The sequence below is a fragment of the Clostridium sp. KLE 1755 genome (assembly GCF_000466465.2).
Lineage (GTDB): Bacteria > Bacillota > Clostridia > Lachnospirales > Lachnospiraceae > Eisenbergiella > Eisenbergiella porci.
This window is the reverse complement of sequence record NZ_KE992718.1, coordinates 1-17,244: the sequence shown is the minus strand read 5'-3', so window position 1 is coordinate 17,244 and position 17,244 is coordinate 1. Positions and strand designations below refer to the sequence as shown.

The 17,244-nt window shown below is 49.1% G+C and carries 16 protein-coding genes and 1 pseudogene; 6 read left to right on the top strand and 11 right to left on the bottom strand.

Annotation, left to right across the window (positions count from 1 at the left end; genetic code table 11):
• Nucleotides 1-230 (bottom strand): response regulator (locus HMPREF1548_RS15365; protein WP_286138056.1); only part of this gene is annotated, 230 nt, incomplete at its 3' end.
• Between the two features lie 293 nt (nucleotides 231-523).
• Here HMPREF1548_RS15365 and asnA point away from each other — a divergent pair.
• Together asnA and HMPREF1548_RS15355 are read left to right on the top strand one after the other, a co-directional pair.
• Nucleotides 524-1,534 carry an aspartate--ammonia ligase gene (gene asnA, locus HMPREF1548_RS15360; protein WP_021637202.1) on the top strand — a complete coding sequence of 337 codons (1,011 nt, stop codon included), beginning with the start codon at nucleotides 524-526 and terminating at the stop codon, nucleotides 1,532-1,534.
• 86 nt (nucleotides 1,535-1,620) lie between these two features.
• Nucleotides 1,621-2,106 (top strand): GNAT family N-acetyltransferase, encoded by a 486-nt coding sequence (locus HMPREF1548_RS15355; protein WP_021637201.1) that lies wholly within the window; start codon nucleotides 1,621-1,623, stop codon nucleotides 2,104-2,106.
• A 105-nt stretch (nucleotides 2,107-2,211) separates the two neighbouring features.
• Here HMPREF1548_RS15355 and HMPREF1548_RS15350 read toward each other — a convergent pair whose 3' ends face one another.
• The 8 genes from HMPREF1548_RS15350 to HMPREF1548_RS15310 form a co-directional block, all read right to left on the bottom strand.
• Nucleotides 2,212-3,579, bottom strand: coding sequence for a cytochrome c biogenesis protein/redoxin (locus tag HMPREF1548_RS15350; protein ID WP_025490617.1), 1,368 nt, complete (start codon nucleotides 3,577-3,579; stop codon nucleotides 2,212-2,214).
• Nucleotides 3,580-3,752: 173 nt separating this feature from the next.
• Nucleotides 3,753-5,123 carry an FAD-dependent oxidoreductase gene (locus tag HMPREF1548_RS15345; protein WP_021637199.1) on the bottom strand — a complete coding sequence of 457 codons (1,371 nt, stop codon included), beginning with the start codon at nucleotides 5,121-5,123 and terminating at the stop codon, nucleotides 3,753-3,755.
• Between the two features lie 55 nt (nucleotides 5,124-5,178).
• Entirely contained in the window at nucleotides 5,179-5,625 is a 447-nt protein-coding gene (locus HMPREF1548_RS15340; RefSeq protein WP_025490615.1) for an RrF2 family transcriptional regulator, read from the bottom strand.
• A 493-nt stretch (nucleotides 5,626-6,118) separates the two neighbouring features.
• Entirely contained in the window at nucleotides 6,119-7,141 is a 1,023-nt protein-coding gene (locus HMPREF1548_RS15335) for a sugar kinase (RefSeq protein ID WP_021637196.1), read from the bottom strand.
• A 32-nt stretch (nucleotides 7,142-7,173) separates the two neighbouring features.
• The gene (locus HMPREF1548_RS15330) at nucleotides 7,174-8,136 is read right to left on the bottom strand and encodes a bifunctional 4-hydroxy-2-oxoglutarate aldolase/2-dehydro-3-deoxy-phosphogluconate aldolase (protein ID WP_021637195.1); all 963 of its coding nucleotides are present in this window, start codon (nucleotides 8,134-8,136) and stop codon (nucleotides 7,174-7,176) included.
• Between the two features lie 610 nt (nucleotides 8,137-8,746).
• Complete coding sequence (locus tag HMPREF1548_RS15320; protein WP_021637193.1) at nucleotides 8,747-10,564, bottom strand: glycoside hydrolase family 35 protein; 1,818 nt, start codon at nucleotides 10,562-10,564, stop codon at nucleotides 8,747-8,749.
• Complete coding sequence (locus tag HMPREF1548_RS15315) at nucleotides 10,539-10,775, bottom strand: hypothetical protein (protein ID WP_021637192.1); 237 nt, start codon at nucleotides 10,773-10,775, stop codon at nucleotides 10,539-10,541. The genes HMPREF1548_RS15320 and HMPREF1548_RS15315 overlap by 26 nt, the downstream gene beginning before the upstream one ends.
• An 89-nt stretch (nucleotides 10,776-10,864) precedes the next feature.
• Nucleotides 10,865-11,350, bottom strand: a complete 486-nt coding sequence (locus tag HMPREF1548_RS15310) for an alpha-L-fucosidase (RefSeq protein WP_035322350.1) — start codon at nucleotides 11,348-11,350, stop codon at nucleotides 10,865-10,867.
• A 239-nt stretch (nucleotides 11,351-11,589) separates the two neighbouring features.
• On the opposite strand from HMPREF1548_RS15310, the gene HMPREF1548_RS15305 reads away from it, so the two are divergent.
• The gene (locus HMPREF1548_RS15305; protein WP_021637190.1) at nucleotides 11,590-12,519 is read left to right on the top strand and encodes an Rpn family recombination-promoting nuclease/putative transposase; all 930 of its coding nucleotides are present in this window, start codon (nucleotides 11,590-11,592) and stop codon (nucleotides 12,517-12,519) included.
• A 135-nt stretch (nucleotides 12,520-12,654) separates the two neighbouring features.
• Here HMPREF1548_RS15305 and HMPREF1548_RS30910 read toward each other — a convergent pair whose 3' ends face one another.
• A complete protein-coding gene (locus HMPREF1548_RS30910; protein WP_157065690.1) occupies nucleotides 12,655-12,924 on the bottom strand; it encodes a glycoside hydrolase family 66 protein in 270 nt (89 codons plus the stop codon).
• On the opposite strand from HMPREF1548_RS30910, the pseudogene HMPREF1548_RS30905 reads away from it, so the two are divergent.
• Nucleotides 12,915-13,271, top strand: a pseudogene (locus tag HMPREF1548_RS30905) (helix-turn-helix transcriptional regulator); the annotation flags it as partial. The gene HMPREF1548_RS30910 and the pseudogene HMPREF1548_RS30905 overlap by 10 nt on opposite strands.
• 33 nt (nucleotides 13,272-13,304) lie before the next feature.
• Here the strand turns inward: HMPREF1548_RS30905 and HMPREF1548_RS30555 are convergent.
• Nucleotides 13,305-14,297 carry a hypothetical protein gene (locus HMPREF1548_RS30555; protein ID WP_021637187.1) on the bottom strand — a complete coding sequence of 331 codons (993 nt, stop codon included), beginning with the start codon at nucleotides 14,295-14,297 and terminating at the stop codon, nucleotides 13,305-13,307.
• 123 nt (nucleotides 14,298-14,420) lie between these two features.
• Between HMPREF1548_RS30555 and HMPREF1548_RS15290 the strand changes: the two genes are divergently transcribed.
• The gene (locus HMPREF1548_RS15290; protein ID WP_021637186.1) at nucleotides 14,421-15,359 is read left to right on the top strand and encodes a hypothetical protein; all 939 of its coding nucleotides are present in this window, start codon (nucleotides 14,421-14,423) and stop codon (nucleotides 15,357-15,359) included.
• Nucleotides 15,360-15,661: 302 nt separating this feature from the next.
• Nucleotides 15,662-17,050, top strand: coding sequence for a transglutaminase-like domain-containing protein (locus HMPREF1548_RS15285; protein ID WP_021637185.1), 1,389 nt, complete (start codon nucleotides 15,662-15,664; stop codon nucleotides 17,048-17,050).
• The last annotated feature ends 194 nt before the right edge of the window (nucleotides 17,051-17,244 follow it).

The window sequence follows — 17,244 nt, the reverse complement described above, 5'->3', positions numbered from 1 at the left end:
GAGGTCCGCCGGATCCGTTCGCAAATCTCAAATCCGTTCCCGTCCGGCAGCGAAACATCCAGCAAAACCACATCAAACCTTCCGTCCGTGTAAAGCTTTCCAAACTCCTCCACACTCCTTGCTACCTCCACCTCAAACCCGTCCTTCTTCAGGGCGTATTCCAGCCCGTCAATCAGGCTTCCATCATCCTCCACCAGCAAAACCCTGTCCTTATCCATTTCACGGTTCATTCCCTGTTCCCTTCCTTCCATTCTTCCCTTAATTTTCTATCTGTTAAAAAACCGCTCACCTGTATCCCGCTCATTTTCCTCTGCTTATCCCTACATTATAAAGTCCTCCTGCCCAAAAGACAATATTCCTGTCTAATACGTTCAGTGCAGCTTCACAGTTCAGTAACCTTCCCTCCCTGTTTTTCACATAAGCAATTGACATCGCCTTTTTGCTGGATTATGATAGGAAAGGACTATTTTAACCAAAAATTCGGAGGTATATATCCGGCCGCAATATAACCGGAGAAAAAAAGATGGAAAACTTAAACATCCCTAAAAATTACGAATCAGCCCTTTCCCTCCACGATACCCAGATCGGCATTAAGACGGTAAAGGACTTCTTTCAGACGCTGCTGGCAGAACGGCTGAACCTGCTGCGTGTATCTGCGCCGCTTTTTGTAGACCCTGCTTCCGGCCTGAACGATAACCTGAACGGGATTGAGCGTCCCGTAGCTTTCGGCATCAAGGAACAGAATGATTACGAAGCCGAGATCGTACAGTCTCTGGCCAAATGGAAACGCTTCGCGCTGAAAAAATACGGCTTCCAGCCCGGCGAAGGCCTCTATACTGATATGAGCGCCATACGCAGGGATGAGGTTACGGACAATATCCACTCTATTTACGTGGATCAGTGGGACTGGGAAAAAATCATAACCAAAGAGGAACGCAGCCTTGACACGCTGAAGGATATCGTGCGCATTGTATATAAGGTACTGCGCAAAACGGAAAAGTTCATGTCCATCCAGTACGATTACATAGAAGAAATCCTTCCCCACGATATTTTCTTTGTTACCACCCAGGAGCTGGAAACCATGTTCCCTGACAATACGCCAAAGGAAAGGGAATACTATATTGCCAAGGCCAAAGGCGCTGTCTGCATCATGCAGATCGGCGATACGCTGGAATCCGGCGAAAGGCATGACGGCCGCGCGCCGGACTACGACGACTGGTCCCTGAATGCGGATATCGTGGTTTATTATCCGGTTCTGGACATTGCGCTGGAGCTGTCCTCCATGGGTATCCGTGTAGATAAAGAGGCCCTGCTTTCCCAGCTTGAAAAAGCAGGCTGCCCGGAACGGGCGCAGCTGCCCTTCCAGAAGGCTATTATTGAAGAAAAGCTACCCTACACCATCGGCGGCGGCATCGGCCAGTCCCGTATCTGTATGTTCTTCCTGAGAAAAGCCCACATCGGGGAGGTTCAGTGCTCTCTGTGGCCGGAGGAAATAATGGCGGAAGCGGAAAGCCACGGCATCCATCTTCTGTAGGCCGTATTTTTACGATAAGAAAGCCCTGACCGGCACACACTGCCGGCGGGGCTTCTTCAAATTACAATTCCAGGAGGCAGCTAAAAATGGCAGCTGATAAAACCTTTCTCCGTCCGCTCACCGAGGCGGACATTGATACCATCTATTCCCTTACCTCAGATCCCAGGGTGGCAAAATACATGCGTTTTTCAACCCATACCAACCGGAAGGAGGCCGAGGAGCTTTTTTATGAATATACCAAATCCGGCAATTCCGGCTGGCTTATCTGTCTGACAGAGGACGAATCCCCTGTGGGCATTGCGGCGCTGAAGCAGGAGGAAAATGAGCCGGATACGCGCTCCATGTCCGTATTCCTTTATCCTGACTGCTGGAATAAGGGCTACAGCACCGAAGTGGTGCGGCACATGAAAAATGCTGCTGCCGCTGAAAAAATCGGGTGTTTGAAGGCTTACGTAGTCCAGGACAACGCAGGCTCCTGCCGGGTTCTGGAAAAAAGCGGCTTTTCCCTGCAGGAAATCCTTCATTTTCCTGATATGGCCTCAGGCCTCTGCATTTATACCCTGCAGCTGTAAATGTGCGCTTCCAGGCGCGCCGCAAAAAACCAGCTCAGCCATTTTTTTACGTGGCTGAACTGGTTTTTATTTTCCATTTATTCCTGTATTATTGTCCCCTGTATCTTACTGCACACGCTTCCCTGTCATTGTCTGGGAAACAATGCTCTCCATCATATCAGGGCTTAGCGCTCCCTGCGCATATCCGAATACATTGCCGTCCTTATCAATCATGAAAGTGGTGGGGAAGGAACGGATGCCGTAGACGGAAAATATTTCGCCGGTGGTATCCATGACTACAGGAAAGCTGTAGCCGCTGTCACTCAGGAATTTTTCCACTTCCTCCTGAGTCCCGTCCTGATTGTAGGGATATTCATCCGACTTTGGATTGGCAATGCCGAGCACTACCAGATCTTCGCTGTTTTCCCCGTATTTTTCATATAACGCCTGGATGTCGGGCATTTCTCCCTTACAGGGAGGGCACCAGGTAGCCCAGAAGTTCAAAAATACCGTTTTCCCTTTATAATCCGAAAGCGTATGGGTTTCACCATACTGATCCACCAGTGTGAAATCAGGCGCAGGCGTCTTTTTCTCCTCAGCCTGTGTACTCTCCTGAGCGGCTGTGCCTGAAGAATCGCTTTCTGAGGATGCCTGTCCGGACTGCGAAGGGGTATTCGATGCTGTTTCCGGAGTGCTCTCCGGCACGGTTTCAGCCGCATTCTCCGTTTCCGTTATCTGGGACTGCTCCGGCGCATCGCCAAGCTGCGCTTTGGAAAGGTAGCTGGTAATGCCGTTCATAAATCCGGTAAGAGTCATAACACCCATCAGGATCAGCAGCGCCGCGCCGACCTTTACTGTATATTTTACCACATTTCTCTTTTTCTTAAAGAAATCAAGCACGGAGCCGGTAAAGATTCCCACTGCCAGGAAAGGAATGACGAAGCCCAGTGTATATACGCCAACCAACAGGAATCCCTTTGCCGAAGAGGAGGAAGAGGAGGCCATCAACAGCACGCTTCCCAGCGTAGGACCTACGCAGGGTGTCCAGGCGAAGCTGAAGGTGAAGCCAAGCAGCAGCGCCACCAGCGGATTCATGGAAAACCGATCCAGCCGGAAGGGCAGGCGGTGCTCTCTCTCAATGGTTTCGGATCGTCCGAACACTCCCAGCTGGTAAAGACCGAACATAATCATGATAATTCCGCTGATCCGTGCGAACCACACCCGGTTGTTGGTAAAGAAACGCCCCATCGCCGAGAAGCCGAAGCCCAGCAGGAAAAAGGTAAAACTGATACCCAATACGAAAAACAGCGTATTTATCAACACCTTTTTCCGTGGATAATGTACAATTCCATTTTCGTCCACTGTCTTGGTTCCGCCTGCCAGATAGCTGACATACAGAGGAACAAGGGGCAGGACGCAGGGTGAGAAAAAGCTTAAAATACCCTGAATAAACACTGTAATTACCGGAACTCCGGTTTCAACTGAAAAACCCATAATCATCTCCTTAGCTTTCTTTTATATATTTTAATGTAACTGTCCAGTTTTTCTCAGTAACTGCTAACCTCCATCCTGAATCGCCTTTAGCGATGGATTGAATCTCTTTAATACGGTCATTGCAAAGCGCTTGCCTGCGCAGCTACATGTGCCGGCCTGGCGAACAGTCAGATTTAATTTACCGCTGCGAACAAATCGTTCAGGGCCTCGCTCATGGTAGGATGCGTATAAATATTATCTCTCAGAACCGTGTAGGGAATACCTGCATCAATGGCAAGCTTGAACAGGTTGATTATTTCATAGGATTCCGCGCAGTACAGATGCGCCCCCAGAATCAGTCCTGTTTTTCCGTCAATCACAGCCTTCATCATCCCGGCTGTGGCTTTCAGGACGCGCGCCTTGGGAACCGCCGCCATCTGCAGCCGTGCCGTTTTTACTTCATAGCCGGCTTTGCGGGCTTCCGCTTCCGTCATACCCACTCTGGAAAGCGGGGGATCCAGAAATACACTGTAGGGAACCGCGCCTCTGTTGGCGGTGGTGCGGCTGCCGTCACCCAATATCTGGGATTTTACGATACGGCTGTCATCCAGGGATATATAGGTAAACTGCAGACCTCCTGCCACATCGCCCATCGCCCAGATATGAGGGACGGACGTCCGCAGGCCTTCATCTGTTTTCACGGCGCCACGCTGTGTCAGCTCGATACCTGCCCTTTCCGGATGAAGCTCAGCCAGGTTGGGGCGTCTGCCTGTGGCTACCAGAATTGCATCCACACTCAGTTCCTCTTCTCCGCCTTCCGTTCTAATGGAAACTATGGCTTTCCCGTTCTCATCCCTTACTGCAGTTACCGCTGCTTTTCTGAGAATCCGCATACCCGCTGCCGTCATATGCTCAAGGACAGCTGCCGATACCTCTTCATCTTCCCTGGGAATAAAGGCTTCCCCATCCTGCACGATGGTTACCTGGGAGCCAAAATTGGTATAGTAGGAAGCAAATTCCAGCCCTATATAGCCGCCGCCGATAATAAGCAGTTTCTCCGGAAGCTCCTCCAGTTCCATCATGCCCTCGCTTGTATAGGCATAGCGGCTTTCCTTCAGCCCTGTAATAGGAGGTACAAAGGGCGTCCCCCCGGTATTAATAAATATTCTCTTTCCGTACAGCTCTTCCGTATTTCCTTCCGGATATGTAACCAGAATTCTGTGGTCATCCAGAAAAGCTGCCGATCCGGTAAGCACTTCTACTCCGGCCCCAACGGCTTTATTATAATTTTTCTGACGAAGTTCAGCTGTCAGCTGTCTTTTTTCCTCAATTACCTTACGGTAGCGGTCTGCCTTTTCCTGAAAGCTCCCGCCTTCCGCCGCTGACATTCTGGCGTTGTTTTCCAGAAATTTACTGGGGATACAGGCCACATTGATGCATGTACCGCCATACATCTTATCGGAGCGCTCTATCAGCGCTGTCTTTTCCCCTTTAGAAGCAAGAGCGCCTGCCAGGGTCTTTCCGCCTTTTCCAAAACCTATAATTATATTGACATATTCCTTCATTTGAATTCTCCTTGTTTTGTGAAGCAAAAATGAAATTTATCTGCGGGCAGAAGAATTATCCCACTGCTGCTTTCGCCTGTTTTTGCGCCCGTATCTCTATCAGTTTCCGTTCTATCTCGCCTATCGTAATCGTTTTCAGCTTCTCCAGGCACATGTCATTTAAGTTCAGGTAGATTTCATCCATCACATCCGCCATGCCCGAAGCAATCATACAGTTCATATCACTGTCCCCGCTGCGCCAGGAAGCTTCCACAAACCGGATATCCAATGCTTCGGCAACCCGGTACAGCGTAATATCTTCCGCCTGCTCCACAGACGTATAACCGCCCACCTTTCCTTCCTTTGTCTGCACCAGGCCTACCTTCTTCAGCTTAGCCATTACTTTTCTTACGCGGGCCGGATTGGTACAGATATTTTCCGCCAGCTCTTCACTGGAAATTGTGCATCCCTTATGCTTCAGAAATACCAGGCCATGCACGGCCACACAAAAATCACTGTTCAATACATTACCCCCTTCTGCGTTATTGCGCCCATATTTTATTTTCATTTGTAACTGTAATTATTTGTTGTACACTTTGTACTGTAACTATATCATTTACAGATATAGTTGTCAATCCCTTTTTTCCTCTTAACATTATTTTTTCCAGTTGGATAAAAATGATATTACCATAACACATACAAAGGCACTTGTCCCCACAGATTCCCTGGACAAAAAATATCGCTTATGCCGCTTCCTGTTCCTGGAAGGCCGGACCGTTTCTGGCAAAGGATAGAATGTACCGGCGGAACAGCACCGCCGGCAAAGGGAATCATGGCAAAGCCTTCTGCAGCATTTTAACGCAAAAAAATGCGCCCTCTGTCCGGAGGGCGCATACAAACCGAAAAAAAACGGCCATCAGCTTTATACCGCAGCCACATCCGTCAAGTAACAGATGTCAGGTATTCAGCCATATATACATATATATATATTCAAAAATCAGGCAAACATCACAGCATCAGCGCTGTACTCTTCCCGAGGCATCTCCGCCTGCAAGCTTTGAAACCTCATCCACGGTTACCATGTTGAAGTCACCTTCGATGCTGTGCTTCAGGCAGCTGGCAGCAACGGCAAACTCAATGATCTGCTGAGGCTCCATATTCTGCAGGCAGCTGTAAATCAGCCCTGCGCCGAAGGAATCCCCGCCGCCTACACGGTCAACGATGTGCATCAGATAATTTTTGCTGAAATAAAAATCCGTTCCGTCATACAGCATGGCAGCCCATTTGTTGTCATTTGCGGAAATGGACGTCCTTAAGGTGATTGCCACCTTCTTAAAGCCGAATCTGTCAGCCAGCTGCTTTGCCACGTCCTTGTAGCCCTCGTGATTTACCTGTCCGCTGGTTACATCGGTATTTGCCGCTTTGATGCCGAATACATCTCCCGCATCCTCTTCGTTGGCAATGCAGACATCCACATATTTGCAGAGTTCACCCATAACCTGTCCTGCTTTTTCCTTGCTCCACAGTTTATTTCTGTAATTCAGGTCGCAGCTTACGGTGATTCCCTTTTCTTTCGCTTTCTTTACGGCTTCCAGACAGATTTCCGCCACATTGTCGCCCAGCGCGGGAGTAATCCCGGTAAAATGGAACCAGTCTGCGCCTTCAAAAATCTTATCCCAGTCAAAATCCTCTTTTACCGCTTCCGCAATGGAAGATCCGGCACGGTCGTAAATAACCTTGGAAGGACGCTGGCTTGCGCCTTTTTCCAGGAAATAAATACCTACACGGCTGCCGCCTCTTACGATACCTGAGGTATCCACGCCGAATTTTCTCAGGGAATTCACCCCTGCCTGTCCGATTTCATGCTTCGGCAGTTTGGTCACAAATTTGGAATCCAAACCAAAATTCGCCAGAGATACGGAAACGTTCGCTTCCCCTCCGCCATAGGTTGCGCCATAGGTATCCGCCTGTACGAAGCGGTAATAGCCTTCCGGTGCAAGTCTCAGCATGATTTCCCCGAATGTAACTACTTTACTCATAATCTTCCTCACCTTTCCTTTATCCGTTTCTATTATTTCTGTACCAGATGAACCGCAAAACCGCCGACTTCTTCCTTCAGATAAATTGCCTTGAGGCTGCCCTTGTCATCATATTTTGCACTGGACTGATCAAATTCAACACCCTGGTATTCGAGATAATTAACCGCTCTGTTGATAAAGTTAGTCCTGATGCCGATATGTCCCTTAGCGCCCAGCCCGGGTGTCTTCATCACTTCTACTGCAGTTCCTGCAAATACGGAGCTGGCGCCGGTTTTCTTCGTAAATCCGAAAATGGATTCAAAACGTCCTGCTGTTTTGTCAGCAGCATCTTCATCCGTCTCATTAATTCCCACATGCGCCAGTTCAAAGCCAAGCATCAGCTGTACCGCTTCTCTTGTAAGCGCTTCAATTTTATCAAATTCACCCGCATTGATCAGCTCGCTCTTCACCATCCAGCTTCCGCCGCAGGCAATAATTTTATTAAAACCAAGATATTCATTCAGGTTCTTGGCGCTGATTCCGCCGGTAGGCATAAATTTCATATTTACATAAGGAGCGGACATCGCTTTGATCATGGCCAGGCCGCCTGCCGCCTCTGCCGGGAAAAACTTCACAACATCAAGCCCCAGGGAAATGGCGATTTCAATATCGCTGGGATTTGAACAGCCGGGGGTGACGGGAATTTTATTATCCACACAGTATTTTACCACTTCGGGATTCAGCCCGGGGCTGACAATAAAGGTCGCTCCTGCATCCATGGCTTCATCTACCTGTTTTGTGGTCAGCACGGTTCCTGCGCCCAGCAGCATTTCCGGGAACGCCTTTCTGATGGCGGCAATCGCTCCTGCTGCAGCTTCCGTACGGAAGGTCACCTCCGCACAGGGAAGACCGCCGTTGCAAAGCGCTGCTGCAAGCGGCACCGCATCCTCCACTCTGTCAATTTTCACAACCGGGACAATACCGATTCTGCTGATTTGTTCCAATACTTCGTTCATTCTCTTTCCTCCCCTTTTTAGGTGATAGGTTATTTATTCCTGCGTACAACGGACCGGATGGCTGCGGCGGGCGCAGAAACCAGGATTTGTAGATATAATGTCGTCTACGCTGACATTATATCATGTTTTATCTATTATTTACTATATCATCTTATTTCTTCCGTATCTTGTTGGTTTTTTTCGTAAATATGGTTTTTTTTGAACCATTACGGAAAATACTTGTAATCCTTATTATCCTTTGCCATTCTGATACTGCTCTCATGAACGGCTGCTGCTTTCAGGGAAATACGCTCATTCGGCCGGAAGAACTTCTGCCGCTGGACAGCGCCCGGAATCCCCGCACCAATCAGGGAAAGCCAGGCTTGCCCGCCTGATTCAGCTGTTGGAAAATGAAGGCCGCATTGCAGACATTTTGGAAGCGGCAAAGAATGCCGCGGTCAGGAACAGATTATATAAAAAGTACGAGCTATAGCAGCGTGTGAAAACAGACTGCTATACCGCCCGCAGAAAGAGAGGGACTCTTCCATTCATTGGAGGGGTCCCTCTCTCTTTTCCTTACAAAAATAAACAGTGACTGTCCAGCGCTTTCACAGTTACAATAAATACTATATTACCCCAAATCCGGTTCCGCCAGCAGGGAAATACTGTCTGCGCATTTTCCTTCCGATTCAAAAAGAATGATTTCGTTCTCCCCTTTTTTCAGAAGCGCTCCCGGCAGATACAGCCTTTTCTGCGGGCCTGCCTCCCAGAACCTTCCCAGATGGAAGCCATTTACAAAGACACAGCCCTTTCCCCAGCCGCTGCAGTCCAGGAAGGTATCTCCAGGCGCCTCCACCGTAAAGGCAAACCGGTAAAACGCAGGCATTCCCTCATCATAGCCTCTGGTAAAATCCAGCTTCTCCAGGTTATCCATGGGAAGGCAGTACTGCTGCCAGCCATGCTGGGCGAAACAGTCGTTTATCATAACGCAGCCGTCTATTCCCTTCCTCTGCCAGTTTATCATAGGCCCATAATTGACCCTTCCCATGTTTTCCATGAGAATATCCAGCCGGATATCCTGCGATACTGTCGGCTCCACCTCATGGCGTTCCAGAAGCTCCCTGTCCATTGCAGTGAGAATCCTTTTTCCATCGGCAAAGCAAATGGCCCGATCCGCCGCCTGATAAAGCCTGATGCTGTGCAGCTGTCTCTCCGTATGCAGAACCGAGGAATACAGGGTATAACCATAGCTCTGCCCCAGCCGTTCCATGGACATGGGACTGAGTGTCCCTACAGGCTCCGCCAGGCAGTCCAGCGCATGGAACAAATCTACCTTCTGCGAAACATTGCAGGTGCCATAGGCAGTTCTTTCCCGGAAATTCTTTTCCCCATCTTCTCCGGATAATTTGCTGCCGGTAATACTTTCATCCGGCTCCGCCCCTTTTCCGCGATGCCTGCTGATGATCTCCTGGAAACGTCTGTATTTCTCCGTAATCTGTCCGTCCTCGGTAAGCAGGGCGTCATAATCATAGGAAGTCACATCCGCCGTCAGATGATCTCCGTAATTGGATCCGTTCATAAAGCCGAAGTTAGTGCCGCCTTCAAACATATAAAAGTTCACATTTCCCAGCTCCAGAAGCTCCTCCAGCTCCTGTGCGGCAATTTCCATATTGCCCTTATGGTGCTTCTCATCGCGCCAGGCATCGAACCAGCCTATCCAGAATTCCGTGCACATACAGGGACCGCCGTCCGTATATTCCTCCAGAATGGAAAAAGCCCTTTTCGTGCCTGAGCCGAAATTCGCGGTGGGAAGCACACCGTCAATCCTGGTATTGGAAAGCATGTTATGCCCCGGCCCGTCGGATGCAAAAAGAGGCACCGTAATTCCCTGTCCGCGCATCATATCCCGCAGGCTTTCCAGATATTTCTTATCATTGCCGAAGGAGCCGTATTCATTTTCCACCTGAAGCATGATGACGGGGCCGCCGTGATCAATCTGGAGCGGCGCCAGCAAAGGCATCAGCCTGTCATAATAGGCTCTCACATGGCAGAGAAATCTTTCATCGCTGGTTCTTAAGGCCATATCCCCCTGCGCCAGCAGCCAGGCGGGCAGTCCTCCGAAGTCCCACTCCGCGCAGATATAGGGCGAAGGGCGCAGAATCACCCACAGCCCCAGCTGCTGTGCCTTCCGGATGAAAGACACTATGTCCAGCATGCCGTGTACCTTTTCCCCATAAAAGTCAAACCTGCCCTGTTCAGGCTCATGCATGTTCCATGGGATGTAGGTTTCCACGGTATTGCAGCCCATCTCCTTGAGCTTCCGCAGCCTGTCCTCCCAGTATTCGGGAAGAACCCTGAAATAATGGATTCCTCCCGAAATAATCTGGAACGGTTTTCCGTTCAGATAAAATTTGTCCCTGATTTCAAAGGTTCCTGTGTTTGTCATCATAATAGATTCCAATTTCAGTCAATGAAGTCTTTCCTCTTGCTTTAAGCACTCTGAACCTCAGAACCTGCGTATGTACCGTGGGAAAACGGCATATTCTCTGATAACCCACTGTGGCAGCCCTGTAAATTTCCTGAAATCCCCCTGCTGCCGGAATCTCCAGGCAAAATTCCTCAATATGCTGTCCAAGCTCTATGGTTTCCTTAATGGTCACCAGATTTATTTCTTTTTCCCCTGTCAGATGAATTTCAATCGCAGGAAGTTCTTCGGAAGCGGCTTCATAAAACTGTCCCCTGTCCTTATTTAGTACCGCGCCGGCATCCCTTCCCTTTCCGGCTGCAGTCGTCTGATTATATCATAATAGCCATCCCAATCATAGTCCTGAAGTTTATCTTTTGAACGGCAGGCGCCGTCAAACCAGACGCAGAACAGTTCACCGTAATTACTGCACAGCTCCGACAGCTGGTTTTTGAAAAACACGTCATATTCCGGTGTGCCGTATGTCTTTTCATGCATATCCCATGGGGAAAGATAAACGCTGAACTTCAGGCCTTCCGCATGACAGGCCTCGGAGACCTCTTTTACGATATCCCCTTTTCCATCCTTCCACGGGCTGTTCCTGACACTGAATTCCTTATATTCACTGGGCCAGAGGCAAAAGCCTTCATGATGCTTACAGGTCAGCAGCAGGCCTTTCATGCCTGCTGCCTTAAATGCCCTGACCCACTGATACGGATCGAATTCCGGATGTGAACAGTAACGCGCCTGCATATCATAATAGTATTGCAAAAGGAAATACTTGTTTTCTTCCTAATCCTTTGCTATTATTATTTTGCGAAACGAAATTTAGCGGATAAATTCATGGCGGTGTTTCAGCCGCTTTTCTGAATGAATCTTTGGGAACTCTCCCATATATTCCAATGTTCAAATAATAATCGTCCGGTATAAAAACTATCGGCAAAGTTTGTTTTTTTCTAAATACTAATTGATTTTTGTCGTTAAAAAATTTATAATTACAGGAGATAATTATGGGTAAAAAAGATATTACCCTGAATGCTTTTCTGGGAGATGTGCATATTTTTGCAGATCTTCTGAACGGATGCTGCTTTCAGGGAAAAACAGTCATCCTTCCGGAAGAGCTTCTGCCGTTGGACAGTGCCCAGTATACCAGCACCAATCAGGGAAAACCCGGAAAAAAATACAGAGATTTGAAAAAGCTGTGGTATCAGGAAGAACCAGTTGCCATATTTGCGGTAGAGAATCAGGAATGCAGAGACTATCGGATGCCTGTCCGTTGTATGCGCTATGACGCGGATGAATACGAACGTCAGATTAAGGCTTTTGAGGCGGAACAAAAATCCGTCAGTATAATTTTCAGGCCCGGAAAAGCCATATCGCTGCTGCCCGTGCTGACCATTGTTTTATATTATGGGCAGGAGGAATGGACGGTTCCCCGCAGACTGTCCGAAATGATTGCTTTTCGATCTAAAACGGCGCGCTTCAGAGAACAGATTCCGGACTATCCTCTACGCCTAATCTCTGTAAGGAAAGATATGGATATTGAATTGTTCCATACTGAGCTGAGAGAGGTTATGGGAATTCTGCAGCGTGTGGATGACAAACGGGCCATGCAGATTTTTTTTGAAAATAACAGAGCCGCTTTTTCAAGGCTGACGGAACAGGCCTTTGAGGTAATTGTCAACTGTACCAATTCACCAAAACTGAGAAAATATATGCTGGAAAATAAGGAAGGAGAATGTGTTGATATGTGCAGAGCTTTTGAAGAATGGATGGAAGACTGCAGGACGGAAGGTATAAAGGAAGGCATAAAAGAAGGCGAAAACAGATTTGCCCGGCTGATACAGCTGCTGGAAAGGGATAGCCGTTATTCAGATATTTCCAAGGCTGCGGACAATCCTGCCATCAGAAGCAGACTGTACAGAAAGTACGGACTGTAAAGGTTTTGGAAAAAGTACCGATATATAATAGATCCCATATACGTCATGGATAAATAAATATAGCCGATTATGCTTCAGAAACAGACTCACCGACTGACCGTTTTTTCGTGAACATACTGAGGGATTCTTCCGTTCTTATTGGAGGAATCCCTTTGTTATTTTCTCAAATATCAATTCATTTTTCATTTTTCCTGTATCTAACTGATATCTTACAACATCCTGCGCTTCTTTATCCGGAGTTGCCAGATATATTCTTTCCACATCCCCGTCTGTAAGTACAGTAATTTCCAGCCCACGCTGTACCTGGGGCCGTTCCTTTTTCCGGTTCCAATAATCACTGCATCCGCACAAATTTATCAGGCTGATGCTCTTTGCTCTTTCGCTCTGACGAATAATTGTCCAGATTCTGCCGGCTGCCTACCGAAAATTTTACCGAGCCCCTCCTTACAGATGCACTTTATGGATCCATCTGTGCATTACTTTCCCCTGACAAACCAGCCCGTATTTCCGAGTCCCAGCAGATAGCGGAAAATGCCCGTAAATACATCCTGTCCCATTATCAGGAGCAGATAAGTCTTTCACAGATAGCAGAAGAAATCGGCGTCAACAGCTGCTATCTGAGTGATATCTTCCATAAATATATGGGGGAGCCCTGTTCCCGCTATCTGCTTCGCATTCGAATGGAACAGGCGGCCCGGCTTCTGAAAGAAAATCCAGGAGAAAAGATATACAAAATTGCTGAACACACCGGTTTCGTCAGTTACCTTTGCCGTTTTGAAAGAACACTATTCATCATCCTTTTCAAAATACTTATCCCTCCACTTCCGGCCAATCTGCTGCAGCCGGATTGCTGTCTGCGCCAGTTCGTCATACTGGCGTTTTGCCTGCAGGAGCTGTTTTTCATAGCCTTCCCTGCATTTGGCCAGCTTTTCCTCGTATTCTCCCCGCAGGCGGTTTACCTTTCCTTCGTATTCCTTCCGGCACTGGATCAGGCGTTCTTCCCGTTCCTGCTGAAGTTCTCCCATTTTTGCCAGGGCCACTGCCTGTATTTCTTCTTTCTGAAGCTCCCAGCCTTCCTTTTCCTCCTGCCAGGCCGCCTGAAGGCTGTTCAGCCTCCGGCCGTGCTCTTCCTCTCCCACCTGCCGTCTTTCTTCAAAAATAAGCCCGCTCTTCCATTCAAAAACCCGGACCTCTCCGCTGATTTTGTCCACACAGGTAATTACCGTCCCCGCATCCGTTGCCGTCACATGAAAACCCAGCGCATTTTTTCCCACAAGATCATTCTTCCCTGCCAGATCATTTCTCCTGCCCTTCTGCTCCTGGTTTTCATCCTGTCCGCCGCCCTTTCTGGCGCCGTCCCCGACAGGGCTTTCCTTTTCAAAGACCACTCCCCGGCAGTTCTCCTGATACGGCATGCATACGTAAAGTCCATACCCCTTTTCACGTCCGGAAAAGGCCTGGTAGAACAGATACAAATCCCCGTCCCTGACTACCAGATGCAGATTGCAGAATCCGTACCCAAGCGGTCCGTCCGTAAGAATGATCCGCGCAGGGCCGTTTCCCAGCGTATCCAGTATAATCGTATGCTCCAGGTTTTCATACACATAACACACCGTATCCCGAAAAACCCGCGCCTCAAAATGCGCCAGATAATCTCTCTTTACCTCTATTGGCAGCATCCCCCTTGCAAAGGGCAGCAGGCAGTATAATACGGAGTTGCCCTGGGCATACAGCGCCACTCTCTGTCCATCCGACATTTCAAAAATCTGGTAAGCCATGGTGTTTCCTCCTTTATATCCACTTCGCGTTCACTGGCTTTACAATAAATATATTTCCAACACTGAACAAAAAGAAGCGGGATGCATAGGATATAGTAAGTATTTTTATAAGGAGCATTCCATATGCCTAACTGCAAATCCAAAAACTGCAAATGCTGCTCAAAAAGATATGTCAGCTGCGGTATTGACAAAAAAGGCAACTGCCTGGATATCTGCACGGATCCTATCTGCGGTGACCCGGACTGCCTTACGGTCCTGACCCCGGTTGTATATGATGAGCTTGGTATCAACCTCTGCCGGAATATCCCGCTGGAGCCGCCCTCCACAAATGTAGAAAGCATTTCCGTACAGGTTATGGATATCACATTTGAAACCTGCGGCGACGCAGCCGTATCCGCTGTCCCGATCAGCGGAAGGCCCAACTGCTATCTTGTGACGTTGACTAATCTGCAGGTTGTTTTTTTCGTAACTTTTTACGACTGTGCAAAACGGGTACTCTGTACACAGACCGTATGCGCAAACTACCTGCCCTATGACGAGTCCTCCGCAGACTACGAATACATGGATGAAGACACCAATCCCTCCTCTGTGGAACTGGAAATTTATGCACCTTACGGCGTAGCCCATGCCGATACGGCCGATCTCCCGGCTATTGTCCACGTTATCGGCTTCGGAGCCTGCAATACCTCGCTGACCCAGGGACTGAACCTGATTGCAATCCCCAAGGTCCTTAACTATGATACAGAAGATGATATTGCCACAATCGGGCTGAGCGTTATCCTGAAATCCGTTTATTTCTCCCAGTATAAGCTTCCCCACAATGGAAAAGCGGTGGTCCCCAAGGCCTGTACCCGTCCTACGGATGATACTATCTGCCTTGATTTTGTATGTGGCGACCTTCTTGACCTGGCTATCAAACCGCTGGAGCTGGGCCCGCCCAAATACGAAGAGACACTTAAGGATTCCTGCGATGTCCCCTGTGACGTTCCCTGCGACCCCTGCTGCGCCGCCACACCAGGTTCCAAGGGCTGCAAGCAGACGCCGACGGCGGAAAACGACTGACCTTCCGGCAGCAGAAGGGTGCTGCTAAACCAGCACCTTTCAAGCTGCGGTTCAGCCATACAAAAATGATTGCCAGGCTGCCTTCAGCACTCTGTTTTCCAGGGCCAATCCGTCCATTCCTTTCCACATGGCAAAACTGCTGCCTTATTTTACTTTTTTGTCGCCCGGAACGGTAAAGTATGATAAAATCAGTAGAAAAGACATAACTGTTATATATAAAACAAACAGTTATTAAACCTGCCCATTTGCCGCCGGGTTCAGGCGGATACCAATGCTCTCCCCAGCAAAAGAAAGGACATGCCATGACTATCAATGATAAAATCCCGTATCTGTCAACCCCGCTCCCGGAAGATATTCTGCGTTTTAGCAGGGCCGGATATTTTACAAAGGCGCTTTCCCTCATCGAAGGCTATCTGGCTGAAGATATTCCCGAAGCCCTCCGGGGTCGTCTGGAACTGGAAAAAATCAGGCTCATCCACCTTCCCGCGGATTTTCCCTACACCTATCCACAGGCAATGGCGCTCATCCATGAAACCATTCCTGATTTTACCGACGAAGAATTTGCCGCCCTGGAGGATGCCGGACGGATTGACTGTCTTTTTGTGGAGGGGGAGAAAAAATATTTTTCCCGTTTCTTTGAAACGCTCACCGCCACCCACCCGGACATCGCAGCACGCTCCAATCCCTCGCTTACCCTGGAAGCCGCCCGCAAAGCGCAGTTCCGGCGGGAAACCATGAAAAAAATCATGGAAGACGGCGGACTGCAGTATCACATCCATCTCCGGGCCGGACTGCAGGTCAAAGACGAATTCTTTGCCCCCGGAAAGGAAATGCTTGTCCACCTTCCCTTCCCCAAGGAAAGCAGCCCTACCTCCCACATCCGCATTCTCCGGACAAGCCATAATCCTACCGCGCTCGCGCCCGTGGATGCGCCGTCCCGGACCATCGCCTTCCGGACCACGCTTACGGAAAACGCCGCCTTCTGGGTGGAATATGAATATGACAGCACGATACGTTATCAGAAGCCCGATCCCGACGGGGTATCCCCCCTGCAGCCGGACTTTGATACGGACGAAGTGCTTCCCCACATCCGCTTCACGCCCTTTTTACGTTCTCTTGCAGAGGAAATCACCGGCAGTGAAACCAATCCTCTTTGCAAGGCGGAAAAAATATATGACTACATCACTACCCACGTGAAATATTTCTTTATGAAAGAATATTTTCTGCTGGATGATATCCCGGAATACTGCGCCATCAACCGGAAGGGGGACTGCGGTGTCCAGGCGCTGCTTTTCATCACCCTCTGCCGTATCGCAGGCATCCCTGCGCGCTGGCAGTCCGGGCTGTCCGCCACTCCGGAATCCATTGGCCCCCACGACTGGGCACAGTTCTATATCGCCCCTTACGGCTGGCTGCACGCCGACCTCTCCTTTGGCGGAAGCGCCTTCCGCTCCGGGGATGAGGAACGCAGGAAATTCTATTTCTGCAATCTGGATCCCTTCCGCATGGTTGCCAATACGGAGTTTCAGGCGCCGCTGCTTCCCGAAAAGAAAGGGCTGCGGGCAGATCCCTATGATAACCAGGTAGGGGAATGTGAGATTGAAGGCGTGGGGCTTTATACCACACAGTTTGAATATTTCCACCAGATGATCGATATCCATCCGGTTCCCTGCGATTTCCCGGAGGAGTAAAGACATGACGGAGGCTGCCCCTGGAAGCCATTTTTAAGCCGGATGCCATTCGGAAGACATCCCGGAAGCCGTTTTTAAGCCGGAAGCTATGAAGCCGGGCTTATTCTTCCGGCCTAAAAACGCTGCCGGCATCAAGGTGCCTGCGGCAATCAAATCCCCCGGCAAGCAGCGGGGTATTTGACCCTCGCGGCAGT

What these genes read in the sequence shown, in the direction of transcription:
- HMPREF1548_RS15350 (WP_025490617.1), bottom strand. Translation starts at nt 3,579, where the DNA reads ATGGGTTTTTCAGTTGAAACCGGAGTTCCGGTAATTACAGTGTTTATT.
- HMPREF1548_RS15285 (WP_021637185.1), top strand. Translation starts at nt 15,662, where the DNA reads ATGACTATCAATGATAAAATCCCGTATCTGTCAACCCCGCTCCCGGAA.
- HMPREF1548_RS15320 (WP_021637193.1), bottom strand. Translation starts at nt 10,564, where the DNA reads ATGATGACAAACACAGGAACCTTTGAAATCAGGGACAAATTTTATCTG.
- HMPREF1548_RS15305 (WP_021637190.1), top strand. Translation starts at nt 11,590, where the DNA reads ATGGGTAAAAAAGATATTACCCTGAATGCTTTTCTGGGAGATGTGCAT.
- asnA (WP_021637202.1), top strand. Translation starts at nt 524, where the DNA reads ATGGAAAACTTAAACATCCCTAAAAATTACGAATCAGCCCTTTCCCTC.
- HMPREF1548_RS15290 (WP_021637186.1), top strand. Translation starts at nt 14,421, where the DNA reads ATGCCTAACTGCAAATCCAAAAACTGCAAATGCTGCTCAAAAAGATAT.
- HMPREF1548_RS15345 (WP_021637199.1), bottom strand. Translation starts at nt 5,123, where the DNA reads ATGAAGGAATATGTCAATATAATTATAGGTTTTGGAAAAGGCGGAAAG.
- HMPREF1548_RS30555 (WP_021637187.1), bottom strand. Translation starts at nt 14,297, where the DNA reads ATGGCTTACCAGATTTTTGAAATGTCGGATGGACAGAGAGTGGCGCTG.
- HMPREF1548_RS15330 (WP_021637195.1), bottom strand. Translation starts at nt 8,136, where the DNA reads ATGAACGAAGTATTGGAACAAATCAGCAGAATCGGTATTGTCCCGGTT.
- HMPREF1548_RS15355 (WP_021637201.1), top strand. Translation starts at nt 1,621, where the DNA reads ATGGCAGCTGATAAAACCTTTCTCCGTCCGCTCACCGAGGCGGACATT.
- HMPREF1548_RS15335 (WP_021637196.1), bottom strand. Translation starts at nt 7,141, where the DNA reads ATGAGTAAAGTAGTTACATTCGGGGAAATCATGCTGAGACTTGCACCG.